The sequence below is a fragment of the Amycolatopsis orientalis DSM 40040 = KCTC 9412 genome (assembly GCF_000478275.1).
Lineage (GTDB): Bacteria > Actinomycetota > Actinomycetes > Mycobacteriales > Pseudonocardiaceae > Amycolatopsis > Amycolatopsis orientalis.
The window spans coordinates 117793-132593 of the sequence record NZ_ASJB01000062.1 but is presented as its reverse complement, the minus strand read 5'-3'; the positions used below and the strand labels follow the sequence as shown (position 1 = coordinate 132593).

Annotated in this window: 12 protein-coding genes; 1 reads left to right on the top strand and 11 read right to left on the bottom strand. The window is 69.3% G+C overall.

The window, feature by feature from the left end; translation table 11 throughout:
• Positions 1-217: 217 nt before the first annotated feature.
• The 6 genes from L324_RS21000 to L324_RS20975 form a co-directional block, all read right to left on the bottom strand.
• Positions 218-1570 (bottom strand): cation:proton antiporter, encoded by a 1353-nt coding sequence (locus L324_RS21000; RefSeq protein ID WP_037311075.1) that lies wholly within the window; start codon positions 1568-1570, stop codon positions 218-220.
• A 30-nt stretch (positions 1571-1600) separates the two neighbouring features.
• A complete protein-coding gene (locus L324_RS20995; protein ID WP_037311072.1) occupies positions 1601-2677 on the bottom strand; it encodes an alpha-hydroxy acid oxidase in 1077 nt (358 codons plus the stop codon).
• Positions 2674-3732 carry a 4-hydroxyphenylpyruvate dioxygenase gene (hppD, locus tag L324_RS20990; protein WP_173426384.1) on the bottom strand — a complete coding sequence of 353 codons (1059 nt, stop codon included), beginning with the start codon at positions 3730-3732 and terminating at the stop codon, positions 2674-2676. The genes L324_RS20995 and hppD overlap by 4 nt, the downstream gene beginning before the upstream one ends.
• 110 nt (positions 3733-3842) lie before the next feature.
• A complete protein-coding gene (locus L324_RS20985; protein ID WP_037311066.1) occupies positions 3843-5033 on the bottom strand; it encodes a cytochrome P450 in 1191 nt (396 codons plus the stop codon).
• A gap of 14 nt (positions 5034-5047) precedes the next feature.
• On the bottom strand, positions 5048-6811 hold the full coding sequence (locus tag L324_RS20980; protein ID WP_235783599.1) for an amino acid adenylation domain-containing protein: 1764 nt from the start codon (positions 6809-6811) through the stop codon (positions 5048-5050).
• The gene (locus L324_RS20975) at positions 6808-7638 is read right to left on the bottom strand and encodes an alpha/beta fold hydrolase (RefSeq protein WP_037311064.1); all 831 of its coding nucleotides are present in this window, start codon (positions 7636-7638) and stop codon (positions 6808-6810) included. The genes L324_RS20980 and L324_RS20975 overlap by 4 nt, the downstream gene beginning before the upstream one ends.
• Before the next feature lie 361 nt (positions 7639-7999).
• On the opposite strand from L324_RS20975, the gene L324_RS20970 reads away from it, so the two are divergent.
• On the top strand, positions 8000-9286 hold the full coding sequence (locus L324_RS20970) for an aminotransferase-like domain-containing protein (protein ID WP_037311061.1): 1287 nt from the start codon (positions 8000-8002) through the stop codon (positions 9284-9286).
• Here the strand turns inward: L324_RS20970 and mpaM are convergent.
• From mpaM to L324_RS20945, 5 genes are all read right to left on the bottom strand, one after another.
• Entirely contained in the window at positions 9267-10115 is an 849-nt protein-coding gene (gene mpaM / locus L324_RS20965; protein ID WP_081736414.1) for a daptide-type RiPP biosynthesis methyltransferase, read from the bottom strand. The two genes, L324_RS20970 and mpaM, sit on opposite strands and share 20 nt — an antisense overlap.
• A gap of 52 nt (positions 10116-10167) precedes the next feature.
• Complete coding sequence (locus tag L324_RS20960) at positions 10168-10980, bottom strand: PIG-L deacetylase family protein (protein ID WP_037311303.1); 813 nt, start codon at positions 10978-10980, stop codon at positions 10168-10170.
• 5 nt (positions 10981-10985) lie between these two features.
• Complete coding sequence (locus L324_RS20955) at positions 10986-12212, bottom strand: class I SAM-dependent methyltransferase (RefSeq protein ID WP_037311054.1); 1227 nt, start codon at positions 12210-12212, stop codon at positions 10986-10988.
• 42 nt (positions 12213-12254) lie between these two features.
• Positions 12255-13484: a glycosyltransferase gene (locus tag L324_RS20950; RefSeq protein WP_037311052.1), complete on the bottom strand. Its 1230-nt coding sequence runs from the start codon at positions 13482-13484 to the stop codon at positions 12255-12257.
• 67 nt (positions 13485-13551) lie between these two features.
• Entirely contained in the window at positions 13552-14778 is a 1227-nt protein-coding gene (locus tag L324_RS20945) for a glycosyltransferase (RefSeq protein WP_037311049.1), read from the bottom strand.
• Positions 14779-14801: the final 23 nt, after the last annotated feature.

Below are 14801 nucleotides of genomic sequence, written 5' to 3'. Positions count from 1 at the left end.
GGTCGGCACGCTCCGGGCCGGGTGCGTTTTTCGCGGCCTGAGGTGTCCTGAAGGCTCCCTTTCGGACGTTGAACGTCTCGAAAGTTCCCTTCAGAACGGGCATTTGGGCCCGCGTCGTGGAGCCGCTGCCCCCAATGTGGCATTGGAGACACTCAAGGTCTCCAATGCCACATTGGGGGCACCGAACGCGCCAGAGCCGCGACGCCGGGCTCACTCCTCAATGGAGCGGCTGTTCCTGTTCACTCACCGTCGTTTGCGTGCTCCAGGCCCGCTGTTCGGTTTCGCGCACCTGTTCTTCGGCGGTCTGCTCGAGTCTCTTCATCGCGAACCGCAGGATCGGCGGCGCCATCAGCGGGGTGACGATCGCGACGAGGATGACGATCGTGTAGATCTCCACGCCGAGGATGCCCAGCCGCAGGCCGACCGTGGCCACCATGATCCCGATGACCCCGCGCGCGTTCAGCCCGGCGCCGAGCGCCAGTCCTTCCCATTTGTTCAGGCCGCTGAACCGCGCACCGGCGAACACTCCGACGAACTTGCCGATGATGGCCAGCAGCAGCACCGCCAGCCCGGTGAGCAGGACCTCCGGCCGGACCAGCGCGGTGAGGTCCATCCGCAAACCGGCCGTGGCGAAGAAGAGCGGCGCGAACACCGACAGGATCACGGTGCGCAGCGGGGCGAGCTTGGCCGGGTCGACCTTGCCCGCCGTGCCGATCAGGATGCCGCAGACGAAGGCACCGAAGAGGGCCTCCATCCCGAGGGCGTGCGTGCCGGCCGAGGCGAGGAGCAGCAGGGCGACGACGGTGCCGACCGTGGCCCACGGACCGTCGGACTTGCCGGCGATACGCAGCACGCCTCGCGTCAACGGTCTGCCGAGAGTGAAGGCGAAGGCGACGATGGCGACCAGGTACGCGAGGGAGAGCAGCACCGTTCCGGCGCTCGCCGCCTGGACCGCCATCGCGCTGACGACGGACAGCATCAGCCAGCCGAAGACGTCGTCGATCATGCCCGCCGCGAGCGTGAGCTGTCCGACGTTGCGGTGCAGCAGATTCATGTCGATGAGCGTCTTCGCGATGACCGGGATGGCGCTGACGCACATCGCCACGCCGAGGAACAACGCGAAGACGGTGATGTCCGTGCCTCCGGGGATCAACGTCTTCGGCAAGACGAAACCCGCGCCGATCCCCAGCCCCAGCGGGATGATCAGGCCACCGAGGCCGACCCCGGCGGCGGCACCGAACCGCCGCCGGACCATGCGCATGTCCATCTGCATCCCGGTGAGACCGACCAGCAGCAGGACCCCGATCTGGCCGACGGCGTCGAGAAGGTGGTACTGCTCCGCGACGGCCGGGAACAGCCAGCCGTGCAGCCCCGGCGCTGCCCAGGCCAGCAATGACGGGCCGAGGATCACCCCGACGAACAGTTCGCCGACGACGGCGGGCATCCCGAACCGGGCGGCCAGCCGCCCGAAGGTGACCGCGAGCAGGAGCAGCAAACCCGCCTGGAGCAGGAAAAGCAGGAGACTGTGCGCGGCGATCGGCGCGATCGGCGCGGGAAGCGAGAGAAGCACTTTCCTCCTTCGGGAAAGGTCTGATCGACGTCAGCGGCTGAGGACCCTCGTGCCCAGCCGCCGGGCAGCGCTCACCGAGTCACAGCCCGCGAGACCCAGCGCGTTCCGGAATTCGACGGCGAGCAGCTCGAGCGACTGCCGGGCGCCGTCCTCGCCGCCCGCGGCCAGTCCCCACATCACCGGCCGCCCGACCAGGACGGCCGACGCCCCCAGCGCGAGCGCCTTGAGGATGTCGCCACCGCTCCGGATTCCCCCGTCCAGCAGTACTTCGCCGTCCCATCCGGAGAGGGCGGCGGCGATCTCACCCAGCATTTCGATACCCGGCACGGCACTGTCCAACTGACGGCCTCCGTGGTTGGACACCACGATGCCGCCGACACCCGCGTCGACGGCGCGGGTCGCGTCCTCGACCGCGAGGATCCCCTTGAGCACCACCGGAAGGTCCGTATGCGCCCGGACCGCTTCCACCGATTCCCAAGTGGCGGGCGCGAATTCGCGCGCGGTGTGCTCCGCCACCGCCGACTGCCCGCGGGTCCGGCGGTGCGCGGCGTCCCCGGCGTCGAAGTTGGCCGCGGTCACCGAATCCGGCAGCGCGAAGCCGTTCCGGAGATCCCGCAGCCGCCGCCCCATCCACGGCACGTCGACGGTGAACACGATCGCCTCGCAGCCGGCGTCCTCCGCGCGGCGCACGAGTTCCAGCGAGCGTTTCTCGTCGCGCAGCCAGTACAGCTGGAACCACGGCCGTCCGCCGACGGCCGCGATCTCCTCCAGCGGGACACTGCTCAGGGTGCAGATCGTGTACGGCACACCCGCGTCCCGTGCCGCGCGGGCGGCCGCGAGTTCGCCCTCGGGATGGAACAACCGCTGGTACGCCACCGGAGCGACCGCCATCGGCACCGCGGCGGGCCGTCCGAGGACCTCGGCCTCGCCGGTGGCGCCGGTCAGGTCCCGCAGCATCCGGGGGATGACGAAGATCCGCTCGAGCGCGGCGCGGTTGGCCTCCAGGGAGGCCTCCGCGCCGCTGCCCCCGGCGAGAAAGTCCCAGATCTCGCCGGGGAGGACGGTCCGCGCCGCCCGCTCGAGGTCGTCCAGGCACAGGTGGGTCATCGACGGGCGGGGCCGAGCTTGCTCTGCCCGGTCCGCTCCAGCTCCACGGCCTCGTACAGGGCCTTGATGTTGGAGCTGCCGAAGGTGCCGGCGCCCTGCCTCTCGATGATCTCGAAGAAGATGGTCTTACGCGGATGCGTGGACGCGGTGAAGATCTGGAACAGCTGGCCGCCGTGGTCCTCGTCGGCGAGCAGCTTCGTCTCCCGCAGATCGTCCAGCGAATGCGTCTCCAGCTGGATCCGCTCGCCGAGCAGGTCGTAGTAGGTGTCCGGGGTCTTCAGGAATTCCACGCCCCGCGCGGAAAGCTCCTTGACCGCGCGGACCGCGTCCGCACTGGTGAAGGCGATGTGCTGGACGCCCGCACCGTGGTGCTCCTTGATGAAGTCGTCGATCTGGCCGGGGTCGGCGGTCTTGTCGGGCTCGATCAGGGTGAGGGTGACCTCCCCCGACGCGCTCTGCACGACGGTGGAGTTCATCGCCTGCGCACCGACGACGATGTGCTCCTCGAAGATCTGCTTGAACCCGAGGGCGCGCTCGTAGTAATCCACCGTGGGGCCGAGATCCCCCGCGTTCAGGCAGACCGCGAAGTGATCGATCGCGAGCAGGTCGATACCGCCCCTGCCGCGGAAGGCTTCCGGCGATTCGACGGTGTCACGCTGGATCAGGGTGTGCACGACATCGCCGAAACCGCCGACGGTGGCCGTGATGACCCCCTCCGCGCGCTCACCCGGCTCCAGGATCGGCTGTGCCCCGGCCCGCACCGCGGCCTCGAAAGCGGCGGCCACGTCCGAAGTCCGCAGCGCGATGTCGGCCACCCCGTCACCGTGGGTCTGCAGATAGGTGGCCGCCGGGTGCCGGTCCGACGTCGGCTCGGTGAGGACCAGCGCGATCGGCCCCTGCCGCAGCGTCACGCTCCGGTGGTCGGCCGACCGGTCGGTGGAGGCGACGGAAAACCCGTACTTGTCCATCCAGCCGGACGCGGCCGCCTCGAGGTCGGCCACATACATTTCCACCTGGTCGATCTCGAAATTCTGCATGCTCTCTTGAGAAGACAAGACATTCCTCCGTGGAATAGATGTGATCCTCATGGTCAGGATGACGCGAACCCCATTTCGCATCAACGCTGTCCGTTTGACAGTTCCGTCCACATCGGACGGACGTGGGCTCAGCGCCCGGTGAACCGCACCGGGAGTTCCCGGTAACCCTGCACGACGATCGCGCGCAACCAGGCCGGTTCCTTGGCCAGTTCCACTCGCGACACCCGTTCGGCCAGTTCCCGCACCACGACCGCCAGTTCGATGCGGGCGAGCGCGGAGCCGAGACAGTGGTGCATCCCGTGCCCGAAAGCGATGTGCCGATTGGGTTTCCGCCCGGGGCGGAACGTGTCCGGATCGTCGAACACGGCGGGATCCCGGTTCGCGGCGGGCAACCACGCGACCACCGGCGTCCCGGGCGCGAGGTCCCGTCCGTTGATCGTGACCTCGCCGGTCGTCACCCGCAGCACGTGCATCGCGGGCGAGGTCCAGCGCAGCACCTCGTCCACCACGGTGTCGACGTCTTCGTCGCCGTCCCGCACCCGCGCGAGCAGGCCCGGCACGGTGGCGAAGGCGTGCACCGCGCCGGTGATCGCGTGCCGGGTGGTCTCGTTGCCGCCGATCAGCACGTTGTCGCAGTTGAGCACCACGTCGTCGATCGTGAGCTCGTCGTCGGTCAGCAGCGTGCTGACGAGGTCGTCGCCGGGACGCTCGCGGCGGGCGGCGATCAGTTCGTCGAAGTAGACGAGGATCTCGGTATGCGCCTGCCTCGGCGTCATCCCGTCGAACAGTTCGTCCTCGCCGCCGAACGCGTGGTTGGTCAGGTCGATGAGCATGTCCTCGTCCTCGGCCGGCACACCGAGGATCTCGCAGACGACCGCGGCGGGGATACGCGGGCCGATCGCCGCGGCGACGTCGCACACCTCGCCGTCGAGCACCTTGTCGAGCACACCGCGCACCTCGGTCCGCACCCGCTCCGCGAGTTTCCGCGCGGCCGCCCGCGAAAGCAGTGGGCCGACCAGCTTGCGCAGTCTGCGGTGCTGATCCTGTTCGGAGACCACCATCATCTGGCCACCCGAGGTGTCAGGATGCTCACGGTCGAAGCCGATCATCATCCCGTACTCGGAGGTGAACGGCGCGGACGGCCCGAGGACCGCCGCGCACGCCCGGTGCGAGAAGACGGACCAGAAGCCGGTGGGCGAACTGCCCGGCTCGCTCCACACCATCGCGTCTTCCGTCGCGAACTCACGCCAGCGGGTGTGGCGATCCAAGGTCGTGTACAGATCCGGGTTGCCGAGGTCGACGGCTGTGGTCGTCTGCATCAAGGGTCTCCTGGTCAGGTGAGTGCGCCGTCGAGCACCTTGGCGAGCTGTGCCACGGTCGGCGCGTCGAAGAAGGCCTGCACTCTCAGCCGGGTCTTCAGGCGTTCGCGGATCCGGCTCACCAGCCGGGTCGCGAGCAGCGAGTGGCCGCCGATCTCGAAGAAGCTGTCCTCGACGCCGACGCTGCCGACGCCGAGCACTTCGGCGAACAACTCGGCCAGGATGATCTCCGTGGGGGTGAGCGGCGCCCGGCCCGAGGCCGACCGCCCGGCGTGCTCCTCTTCGGGAGTGGGCAGGGCGGTCCGGTCGACCTTGCCGTTCGGCGAGACCGGCAGGCTCGGCAGGCTGACGACCACGTCGGGGACGAGATACGAGGGCAACCGCTTTCGCAGCGGTGGCAACAGTTCTTCGGCCGAAACCCGTTCGCCCGCGGTACCGACCACGTAGGCGACGAGCCGGTTCTCGTGCTCGGTCACGACGGCCTGCGCCACCCCGCCGGCCGCGAGCAGCGCCGTCTCGACCTCCCCCGGTTCGATCCGGTGGCCACGGACCTTCAGCTGGTCGTCGACGCGGCCGACGAAGACGAGCTGGCCGTCCGGCCGCCTCCGCACCCTGTCGCCGGTGCGGTACATGCGGCCGCCCGGTTCACCGAAGGGATCCGGCAGGAACCGCACCGCGGTCGCGCCCGGCCGGCGGAGGTAGCCCCGGGCGAGGCCGGGACCCACGGCGTAAAGCTCGCCCTCGTCCTCGTCCGGGACGGGCCGCAGCCGGTCGTCGAGGACGTACGCGCGGACGCCGGTGATCGGCTTCCCGATCGGCGGGGTGCCGTCGCCGGTCAGCGGGTCGCTCGCGGTCACCGCGACCGTGGTCTCGGTGGGGCCGTAGGCGTTGATCATGACGCGGTCGCTCGCCCAGCGTTTCGCGACCGGCGCCGGGCACGCCTCGCCCGCCACCAGGAGCGTCACCCCCGGCGGCAGGCCGCCGGCGTCCTCCAGCGGCGCCAAGGCGGACGGCGGCAACGTGACGTGGGAGATGGCCTGCTCCCGGACCAGCCGGGCGAGCGGTTCGCCGGGGACGAGATCCGGCGCGGGCGCGAGCACCAGGCAGCCACCGGCCGCCCACATCGGCCAGAACTCGGCGACGGCGGCGTCGAAACTGGGCGACGCGAAGGCCAGCAACCGGTCGTCCGGCCCCAGTCGCTGGCGGCGCACGTAGTCCGCGGCCAGGTTCGGGATGCCGCGATGGGTGACCACCACGCCCTTCGGCCGTCCGGTCGAGCCCGAGGTGTAGATGACGTAGGCGGGGTGATCGGGGAGCAAGGGGCCGAGCCGGTCCTGATCGTCCAGGTTCGGCTCGGACGCGCCCGGCTCCCGCACCACGCTCATGATGTCCCCGGCACCCGAGACGTCCTGTCCAGGCAGGCACAGCAGACAGTGCGCGGACGCGTCGTCCAGCATGTGCCGCCGTCGTTCCTCGGGATAGTCCGGATCGACGGGCACGTACGCGCCGCCCGCCTTGTGCACGGCCAGCATCGCGACGACGAACTCGATCGACCGCGGCATGGCCAGCGCGACCAGCCGTTCCGGGCCGACCCCGTGCGCCACGAGCCGCCGCGCGAGCCGGTTGGCTTCCGCGTTCAGCTCGGCGTAGGTCAGGGTGGTGGTGCCCATCGCGACGGCGGGCCTGTCCGGCACCGAGGCGGCGGTCGCCTCGAACAGCGCGGGTGTCGTGCCCGCCGCGGGTACGGCGAGATCGGGTGACATGGTCGTCTCGGTCATGCGGTCTCCCCCAGGCGTGCGCCGGACCCGGAACGCAGGAACCCGAGCAACTCGTGGTTCACCGCCTCCGGGTTCTCCAGATAGCCGAAATGCCCACCACCCGGGATCGTGTGGTGTGTGGCGCCAGGGATCACGGTGGCCAGCTCCCGTCCCGCGGCCGGCGGCGCCACGAGGTCGTGTTCGAAGGAAATGACGTGGCAGGGCACCTTGATCGCGCGATAGGCCTCGCGGCGGTCGGGCAGCGCGCTCAGCAACAACTGCGCGCGGACCCCGGGCCCCCAGTTCCCCGACGCCTCGAACAGGTCGAGCCAGTCGCCGGCGAGATCGTCGTCGGCGAGGGTGGCGGGCCCCAGGTTGTGCATGGCGCGCACGGCGGCGAGATACCCCGGCGGCAGTTCGGTCCCCCGCCCGATCAGCTCGGCCTCGCTCTCGGCGAGCACCCGCTGGACGAGGCTGCTCCGGCCGCACGCCGCCATCAGCACCACGGACTCCAGCAGCTCCGGATGCGCGAGCGCCAGTTCCTGCGCGATGTACGAGCCCATCGACGTGCCGATCACGTGACACGGCGACGCGTCGAGGTAGTCGATCAGGGCGGCCACGTCCGCGACGAGGTCTTCGATGGTGAACCCGCCGGCACCGTCGTCGCTCGGCGGGATCCCCCGGTTGTCCATGGTGATCACCCGGAATCCGGCGGCACGGAGCGCGGGCACCTGATGCAGATCCCATACGGAACTCGGCGCCCCGGTCCCGGTCAGCAACAGGACAGCCGGACCGGAGCCTTGGTCGTGGTAAGACAACCGGATCCCGTTCTCGGTTGTCATCAGCATGATGGTCCTTCCCCGCTCACCGCGTATTCGCGGCGCGCAGCAACATGACCGCCGGCGAATGCCGCCGGCGCCGGGGTTCTGTCTGATGTGGAGCGTGCGGTCCAGCGCCACTTACTCGGCCGGTGACCGTGGAGAACGTTTTCTCCCCGGTCTACAGCGCACAGATGTGACCGTACCTTCGGATATCGATTATCTGGAGAAGCCGGTGATGGACAGGCACTGCCCGCGCACCCGGGTCGTGAGTGTTAAGTGTCGTTCTAACGACACTTAACACTCACGACCAACGGCACTCACGACCAACGCGCGCCTCGTCCACGAACCTCGCTTGACACTTCGGCGGCGGATGGAAATCCTAGTATTTATGGATTCGAACGGTTTGTCCACTCAGTTGAGCATGGAAACACTGCATGGATCACTCACCGATCCGGCCATCTCGTCGATGAACCTGCTCAACGAGCTGATCGACGAATATCCTGTCGCCATTTCCATGGCGGCGGGCCGCCCGTACGAAGAGTTCTTCGACGTGCGGCTCATTCACGAATACATCGACGCTTATTGTGAACACCTCCGCGGTGACCGGAAACTGAACGAAGCGGCGGTCACCCGCACGCTCTTCCAATACGGGACCACCAAGGGCGTCATCGCCGATCTCATCGCCCGCAATCTCGCCGAGGACGAGGACATCGACGCCGCCCCCGAATCCGTGGTCGTCACCGTGGGCGCCCAGGAGGCGATGTTCCTGGTCCTCCGCACGCTGCGGGCGGGCGAGCGGGACGTGCTGCTCGCCCCCGCCCCCACCTACGTCGGCCTGACCGGGGCGGCGCTGCTCACCGACACCCCGGTCTGGCCGGTCCGGTCAGGTGAGAACGGCATCGACCCCGACGACCTCGCGCTCCAGCTGAAGCGCGCCGACGAACAGGGAAAACGGGTCCGGGCCTGCTATGTGACGCCGAACTTCGCCAACCCGACCGGCACGAGCATGGACCTGGCTTCCCGCCACCGTCTCCTCGAAGTCGCCGAAGCGCACGGGATCCTGCTCCTGGAGGACAACGCGTACGGGCTCTTCGGCGCCGAGCGGCTTCCCTCGCTGAAATCCCTCGACCGGTCGGGAAGCGTGGTCTACATCGGTTCCTTCGCCAAGACCGGCATGCCGGGCGCCCGGGTCGGTTACGTGGTGGCGGATCAGCAGGTGCCCGGGGGCGGTCTGCTCGCCGACCAGCTTTCGAAGCTCAAGGGCATGCTCACGGTGAACACCTCCCCCATCGCGCAGGCGGTGATCGCCGGAAAGCTCCTTCTCAACGGTTTCAGCCTGGTCAAGGCCAACGCCCGCGAGGTCGACATCTACCAGCGCAATCTCCGGCTCACCTTGGGCGAACTCGACCGCAGGCTCGGCGCGTTCCCCGACGTCACCTGGAACACGCCGACCGGTGGCTTCTTCGTCACCGTCACCGTGCCCTTCGTCGTCGACGACGAATTGCTGGAACGCGCCGCCCGCGATCACGGCGTGCTGTTCACGCCGATGCATCATTTCTTCGGTGGCAAGGGTGGATTCCACCAGCTCCGGCTCTCGATCAGCCTGCTCACGCCGGAACTGATCGAAGAAGGCGTCTCGCGGCTCGCGGCGCTCATCACTCCGCGCCTTCCGTGATTTCGCGGGCGACCGCCTCCACCAGCACCATGTCGTCACTGCTTCCCTCGATGGACCCGAATGAACTCGGCGCGGTCACCTCGAAGCCCGCCAGCGTCAGTTCCTCCATGGCCTGCTCCACCCCGATATGCCAGATTCGGTGCGTGCAAACGAGAAGGGGATCCGCCGTCACGTCGGCGGGGTGGATGGTGATCTCCTGGGTCTCCTCCGCCGGAATGTTCCTCGCGTGCAGCACGTACCGCCGTCCGCTCCGGCCCGTGAACTCTTGCCGGCGCTCCAGCGGCTCGGGCTCGGGTTTGGCCGGCGGCGGCTTGGGCACGCCGAACAACAGTTTCCCGCCGGGCTCGAGATGGTCCCGGACCGACGCGTACAGGCCGGGTCTGCGGGATCTGTCCAGGACGTTGAGCGAGCCGGCGCTGATGACCACCGTGCCGAAACGCTTGCCCAGCGCGAAATCGCTCATGTCGCCCTGGACGACCGTGCATCGATCACGGACGTCCGCCGTCGCTGCGGCCAGCCGGTCCCGGAAGGCGGTGATCACCGCGGGAGCCAGTTCCAGCGCGGTCATTTCCCAGCCGAGCTCCAGGAACGGGAACGTCAGCCTGCCCATACCCGCCGCGAGTTCCAAGACGGGCCCGGAGCCCGGGCGGACGCGGGCGGCGATCGCCCGCACTTCCGGGCCGCCGTCCCCGTCCTGTACCAGATCCCGGTAGATTTCCGCGGCGGCCTCGTCGTAGAAACCGCACAGCACGCCTCGCTCGCCTGCCGAAGCCAGCAGGACGTCGGCGTACGCGGTCCGCAACGGGCTACGCGTCAACTGTTCACTCATGAGGACAACCCCCCTGATCGATGTTCTTCTCCGGAATGATTCGGCCGTTGTCTCAGCGAGAGACGACAGGCCAGGTCAGTTCGCCGTAGCCGGGCTGCGCCGAGCTCTTCCGAGCATGCCCGTCCAGTTGAGCGAAAAGATCCTTGTCGGGTCCGTGAAGCATCAACATCTGCGATGGATAGCGCCGCAGAGCCTCGAATTTCCGCGTCCGAAGGTCGGGTTCGACGGAGGCGTGGATCGGAGGGCCGAGCTGAAAGCCCTCCGGCAGTTCCGGTGTGTCCGGTGCGAAGAGCGCGTGCGGAAGGTCTTCCCACAGCCGCACCGGGATGCCCTTGTCCCGCGCGACGAGCAGCGTGGCGTCCCGCGCGATCTTGTTGTCGATGTGACCGCTGATGGCGCCACAGGTCAGGATCAGCGTCGGCTCGCACTCTTCGACGACGGCCTCGATGTCGTCCTTGACCGCGGAGAACAGCTCCGGATCGCTCTGCGGCGACAGTTCACCGATGGCCAGCTTCTGCCGTCCCGGGACGTGGTCCGCCAGCCACCGGCCGTCCGGGAGTTTGCGGTAGATGGCGTCCAGGAACCGGCCGTGCCGGTATTCGGCCCCCAAGTGGCCGAGCGCGGCGATGTCCTCGTTCCGGCGATGAAGCGACGCGTCCTGCTCCGGGGAGAAGCCCCAGATCGAATGCAGCCGGTCCGCCGCCGGCGAGAAAGGTGCCACCGCGGTACCGGCGAACACCGTGTGGACGGTCACCTTCGCGCCGTCCCGCGTGGCCCGGGCGAGACCGGCCCCGAAGGACAGCACCGCGTCGTCCAGATGCGGGGAGATCGCCACTATCCGGCCCGTGTGGAGGTCTTGGGACATGGCGATCAGCTCACGTGCACGTTCGGCACGTACCGGATCCACTGCCCACCGGCGTCACGGAAAGCCTGCTCCGCGTTCATGATCTCGTCGGCGTGGTTCCAGGCGAACAGCAGCGCGTAGTCGGGGTGATCGTCGGCGAACTCCCGGTACTCGCGGACCGGGATGTGCTGCCCCGGGCTGAGCTTGCCCTGTTTGGCGGGAGTGGTGTCCGAGATGAACTCGACCAGATCCGGGGTGATGCCACAGAAGTTGGTCACCGTGGCGCTCTTGGCCGTCGCGCCGTAGCCGACGACGCGTTTGCCCTCGGCGCGGAGCTTGGTCAGCAGCGCGATGAGGTCTTCCTTGACCTTCTTCACGTTGGCGGCGAAGCGTTCCAGCGTGGCGAACTCGGACAGCTTGCGCTCCGCCTCCCACGCCAGGAGTTCCGCCACGGCCTCGGTCGGCTTGCGGGCCCCGGCGAGGGCGAGGGTGTAGCGGACCTCGCCGCCGTGCACCGGGATGCGCTCGACGTCCACGAGTTCGAGCCCGTTGCGCCGGGCCATCTCCTGCACCGAGCGCGCGGTGAAGAAGAAGAAATGCTCGTCGTAGATCTGGTCGAACGACGTGCGCTCGACGATGTCACCGAGGTACGGGTCCTCGAACACGAACACGCCGTTCGGGCCCAGCAAGGTGGTGACGCCCTTGAGGATCGAGTCCATGTAAGGGATGTGGCACAGGGTGTTGGCCGCGTAGATCACGTCGGCGGGGCCGTCGTTCTTCCGGATGTCGGCCGCCGTCGCCTCTTCGAAGAAGTCCTTGCGGACGCGGATTCCCTTGGCCGCGGCCAGATCCGCGACACCGCCGGAGGGTTCGACGCCGAGCTGGCGCACTCCCGCCTCCGCGATGGCCTTGAGCATGATGCCGTCGTTGCAGCCGAGTTCGACGATGAACGGGTCCTCGCCGGTCAGCTCCGTGGTCAGGAAGCGTTTGGCCAGATCGTGGAAATGCGTGCGCATGACGGCCGAACCGGACGAGTGGTAGGGGTATGCCTCGTGGAACATCAGGTCCCGCGGGACCTCTTCCATCAGCTGCACCATCGTGCAGGACTCGCAGATCCCGGTGGCGAGCCGGAAGAAGAACTCCTTCTTCTCGTCACCGGGAACCACGAACGCGTCCGAAAGCGGCTGACGTCCGAAGTCGATGAACTCGGTGACGGTGCCGTCACAGATACGGCACTGGGACGTGGTCGACATGGGTCTCCTCTGTGCTTGTGCTCGAAGAATTCGTGGGGCGGTTCACGCGGGAACGGCGGGCTTCTCCTCGCCGACCGCGGCGAACAACAGATCCGCGGCAGCCGCCGCCCCGTCGGTGAGGACGGTGCCCGCCACGGCCTCCGCCCGCACCCGCGTTTCCGGCGCGAGGGCCGTGGTGAGCGCGGCCGAAAGGGACTCGAAGGTCGGCGTCGGGCCGTCATGCGCGACGCCGATCCCGAGTTCGGCCACCCGGCCGGCGTAGTACGGCTGGTCCGCGATCTGGGGCACCAGGATCTGGGGTGCGCCCGCCCGCGTGGCCACATGCGTCGTCCCCGCGCCACCGTGGTGGATGACGGCGGCCACCCGGCGGAACAGCACCTGCTGGTTCACCTCACCGGTGGCGAAACAGTCGTCACGGTCGTCGGGCAGGACCAGATCGGCCCAGCCACGGGAGAGGATCACGCGGCGGCCGTGGGCCCGGATCGCCTCGATGGCCACCTTCGCGGCGTCGGCGGGGGCACGCAGGCTGCCGAATCCCAGGTAGACCGGCGGTGTCCCGGCGTCCAGGAACGCTTCCATCTCCGGGGAAAGCGGCCGCTCGTCGGGGAGGATCCACGCGCCGGTCTGCACCGCGTCGAGATCCGTCGGCTGCAGCGGGGCCAGGACCTGGTCCGCCGCCATCCACGGGTGATCGGTGTAGCCGTGTTCGAAGATGTCTTCCACCGGCGGAAGGCCGATCGCGGCCCGTTGGCTGTTGAGCGGGGCCCCGTACCGGCGGAAGGCGCTCTGATTGTTCCGCTCCCACAACGCCCGGATGTCGGTCCCCTCCGGCGCGGGCGGCTCGCCGAGTGGCGGCGGCGGCGCGTAGTACGGCGACGGCACGTAGCTCGGGCAATGGAAGGCGTAGAAGTAGGGGATCCCCAGCTTCTCGGCCACCGACCGGACGCCGAGCGCGGCGGCCAGCAGCCCGGTCGTCACCACCGCGTCGCACCCCTCGGCGGCCGCCGGGATCCGGTCGAACTGCATGGCGATCGTCTCGGTCGTGAACCGGAGCATGTCCTCGGCCGTCAAGGGCTTCGCCTCCCCCGCCGCCGCCGGGCGCGCCGACCGGCCGAGGGGCAGATGCGGCACCCCGACCTCGGCCAGCCGGTCCGCGCAGTCCGGCGGCGCGCACATCCGCACCTCGGCACCGCGCGCCCGCAGCCGGACCGCCAGCGCCACCAAGGGTTCGACGTCCCCGCGACTTCCGCACGTCGCCAACAGCACACGCATCACGTATTTCCCCGTTTCCTGGGTTCTGGGCCGTCAGCCGGGTCCCGGCGGGCCCGCTCGGTGTGGTTCACGCGGGAACGGCCGGCTTCTCCCGGCCGACCGCGGCGAGCACCAGATCCGCGGCCGCCGCCGCCCCGTCGGTGAGGACCATGCCCGCCACGGCCTCCGCCCGCGCCCGCGTCTCCGGCGCGAGCACCGTGGTGAGCGCGGCCGAAAGGGACTCGAAGGTCGGCGTCGGGCCGTCATGCGCCACACCGATCCCCAGCGCGGCCACCCGCCCGGCGAAGTACGGCTGGTCCGTGTTCCGGGGGATCACGAGCTGGGGGACGCCGGCCCGCGTGGCCACGTGCTCCGTACCCGCGCTGCCGTGGTGGATGACGGCGGCCACCCGGCGGAACAGCGCCTGGAAGTTCACCTCGTCGATGGCGAAACAGTCGTCACGGTCGTCGGGCAGGACCAGCTCGGTCCACCCCCGCGAGAGGATCACCCGCCGGCCTTGGGCCCGGATCGCCTCGACGGCCACCTTCGCGGCGTCGGCGATCCCGCGGCCGGACGAGCTGCCGAAACCGATGTGCACCGGCGGTGACCCGGCGGCCAGGAACGCTTCCAGCTCCGGGGGAAGCGGCCGCTCGTCGGACAGGAGCCACGCACCGGTCTGCACCGCGTCGACGTCCGGCTGCAGGGGCGCCAGTACCGGGTCCGCCGCCAGCAGGGGCCGCTCACCGTGGCCGTAGCCGAAGACGTCCTCCACCGGCGGCAGGCCGATCTCGGCCCGGCGACGGTTGAGCGTGGGCCCGTACCGGTCGGCGAACCGGGCGGCCCGCTCCTCCCACAGCACCCGGATGTCGGTCACGCCCGGCGTGGTCGGCTCGTCGTAAGCCGGCGGAAGGTGCGGGGACGCCAGATAGACCGGACTGGGGACGGAATAGAAGAAGGGCAGGCCCAGTTTCTCGGCCACCGACCGGACACCGGTCGCGGCGGCCAGATCGCCGACCGCCACCACCGCGGCACACCCTTCGGCGGCCCCGGGGACGGCGTCGAACTGCATCTCGACCGTCATGGCCGCCAGCCGCTGTTCCTCTTCGGGCGGTGGCGGCGGCATGCCCTCCTGCAACATCATGTGCTGCGGCAGGCCGACCGGCACATGCGGCACCCCGACCTCCGCCAGCCGCTCCTCGGCGGCGGGCGGCGCGCACATCCGTGTCTGGACGCCGAGCGCCTTCAATCGGTCCGCCAGCGCCACCCCGATTTCGACGTCCCCGCGGGTTCCGCACACCGACAACAGCACACGCATTTCGCTTCCCCTGTTTCCTGGGT

What these genes read in the sequence shown, in the direction of transcription:
- L324_RS20995 (WP_037311072.1), bottom strand. Translation starts at nt 2,677, where the DNA reads ATGACCCACCTGTGCCTGGACGACCTCGAGCGGGCGGCGCGGACCGTC.
- L324_RS20985 (WP_037311066.1), bottom strand. Translation starts at nt 5,033, where the DNA reads ATGCAGACGACCACAGCCGTCGACCTCGGCAACCCGGATCTGTACACG.
- L324_RS20980 (WP_235783599.1), bottom strand. Translation starts at nt 6,811, where the DNA reads ATGACCGAGACGACCATGTCACCCGATCTCGCCGTACCCGCGGCGGGC.
- L324_RS20975 (WP_037311064.1), bottom strand. Translation starts at nt 7,638, where the DNA reads ATGCTGATGACAACCGAGAACGGGATCCGGTTGTCTTACCACGACCAA.
- L324_RS20970 (WP_037311061.1), top strand. Translation starts at nt 8,000, where the DNA reads ATGGATTCGAACGGTTTGTCCACTCAGTTGAGCATGGAAACACTGCAT.
- mpaM (WP_081736414.1), bottom strand. Translation starts at nt 10,115, where the DNA reads ATGAGTGAACAGTTGACGCGTAGCCCGTTGCGGACCGCGTACGCCGAC.
- L324_RS20960 (WP_037311303.1), bottom strand. Translation starts at nt 10,980, where the DNA reads ATGTCCCAAGACCTCCACACGGGCCGGATAGTGGCGATCTCCCCGCAT.
- L324_RS20955 (WP_037311054.1), bottom strand. Translation starts at nt 12,212, where the DNA reads ATGTCGACCACGTCCCAGTGCCGTATCTGTGACGGCACCGTCACCGAG.
- L324_RS20950 (WP_037311052.1), bottom strand. Translation starts at nt 13,484, where the DNA reads ATGCGTGTGCTGTTGGCGACGTGCGGAAGTCGCGGGGACGTCGAACCC.
- L324_RS20945 (WP_037311049.1), bottom strand. Translation starts at nt 14,778, where the DNA reads ATGCGTGTGCTGTTGTCGGTGTGCGGAACCCGCGGGGACGTCGAAATC.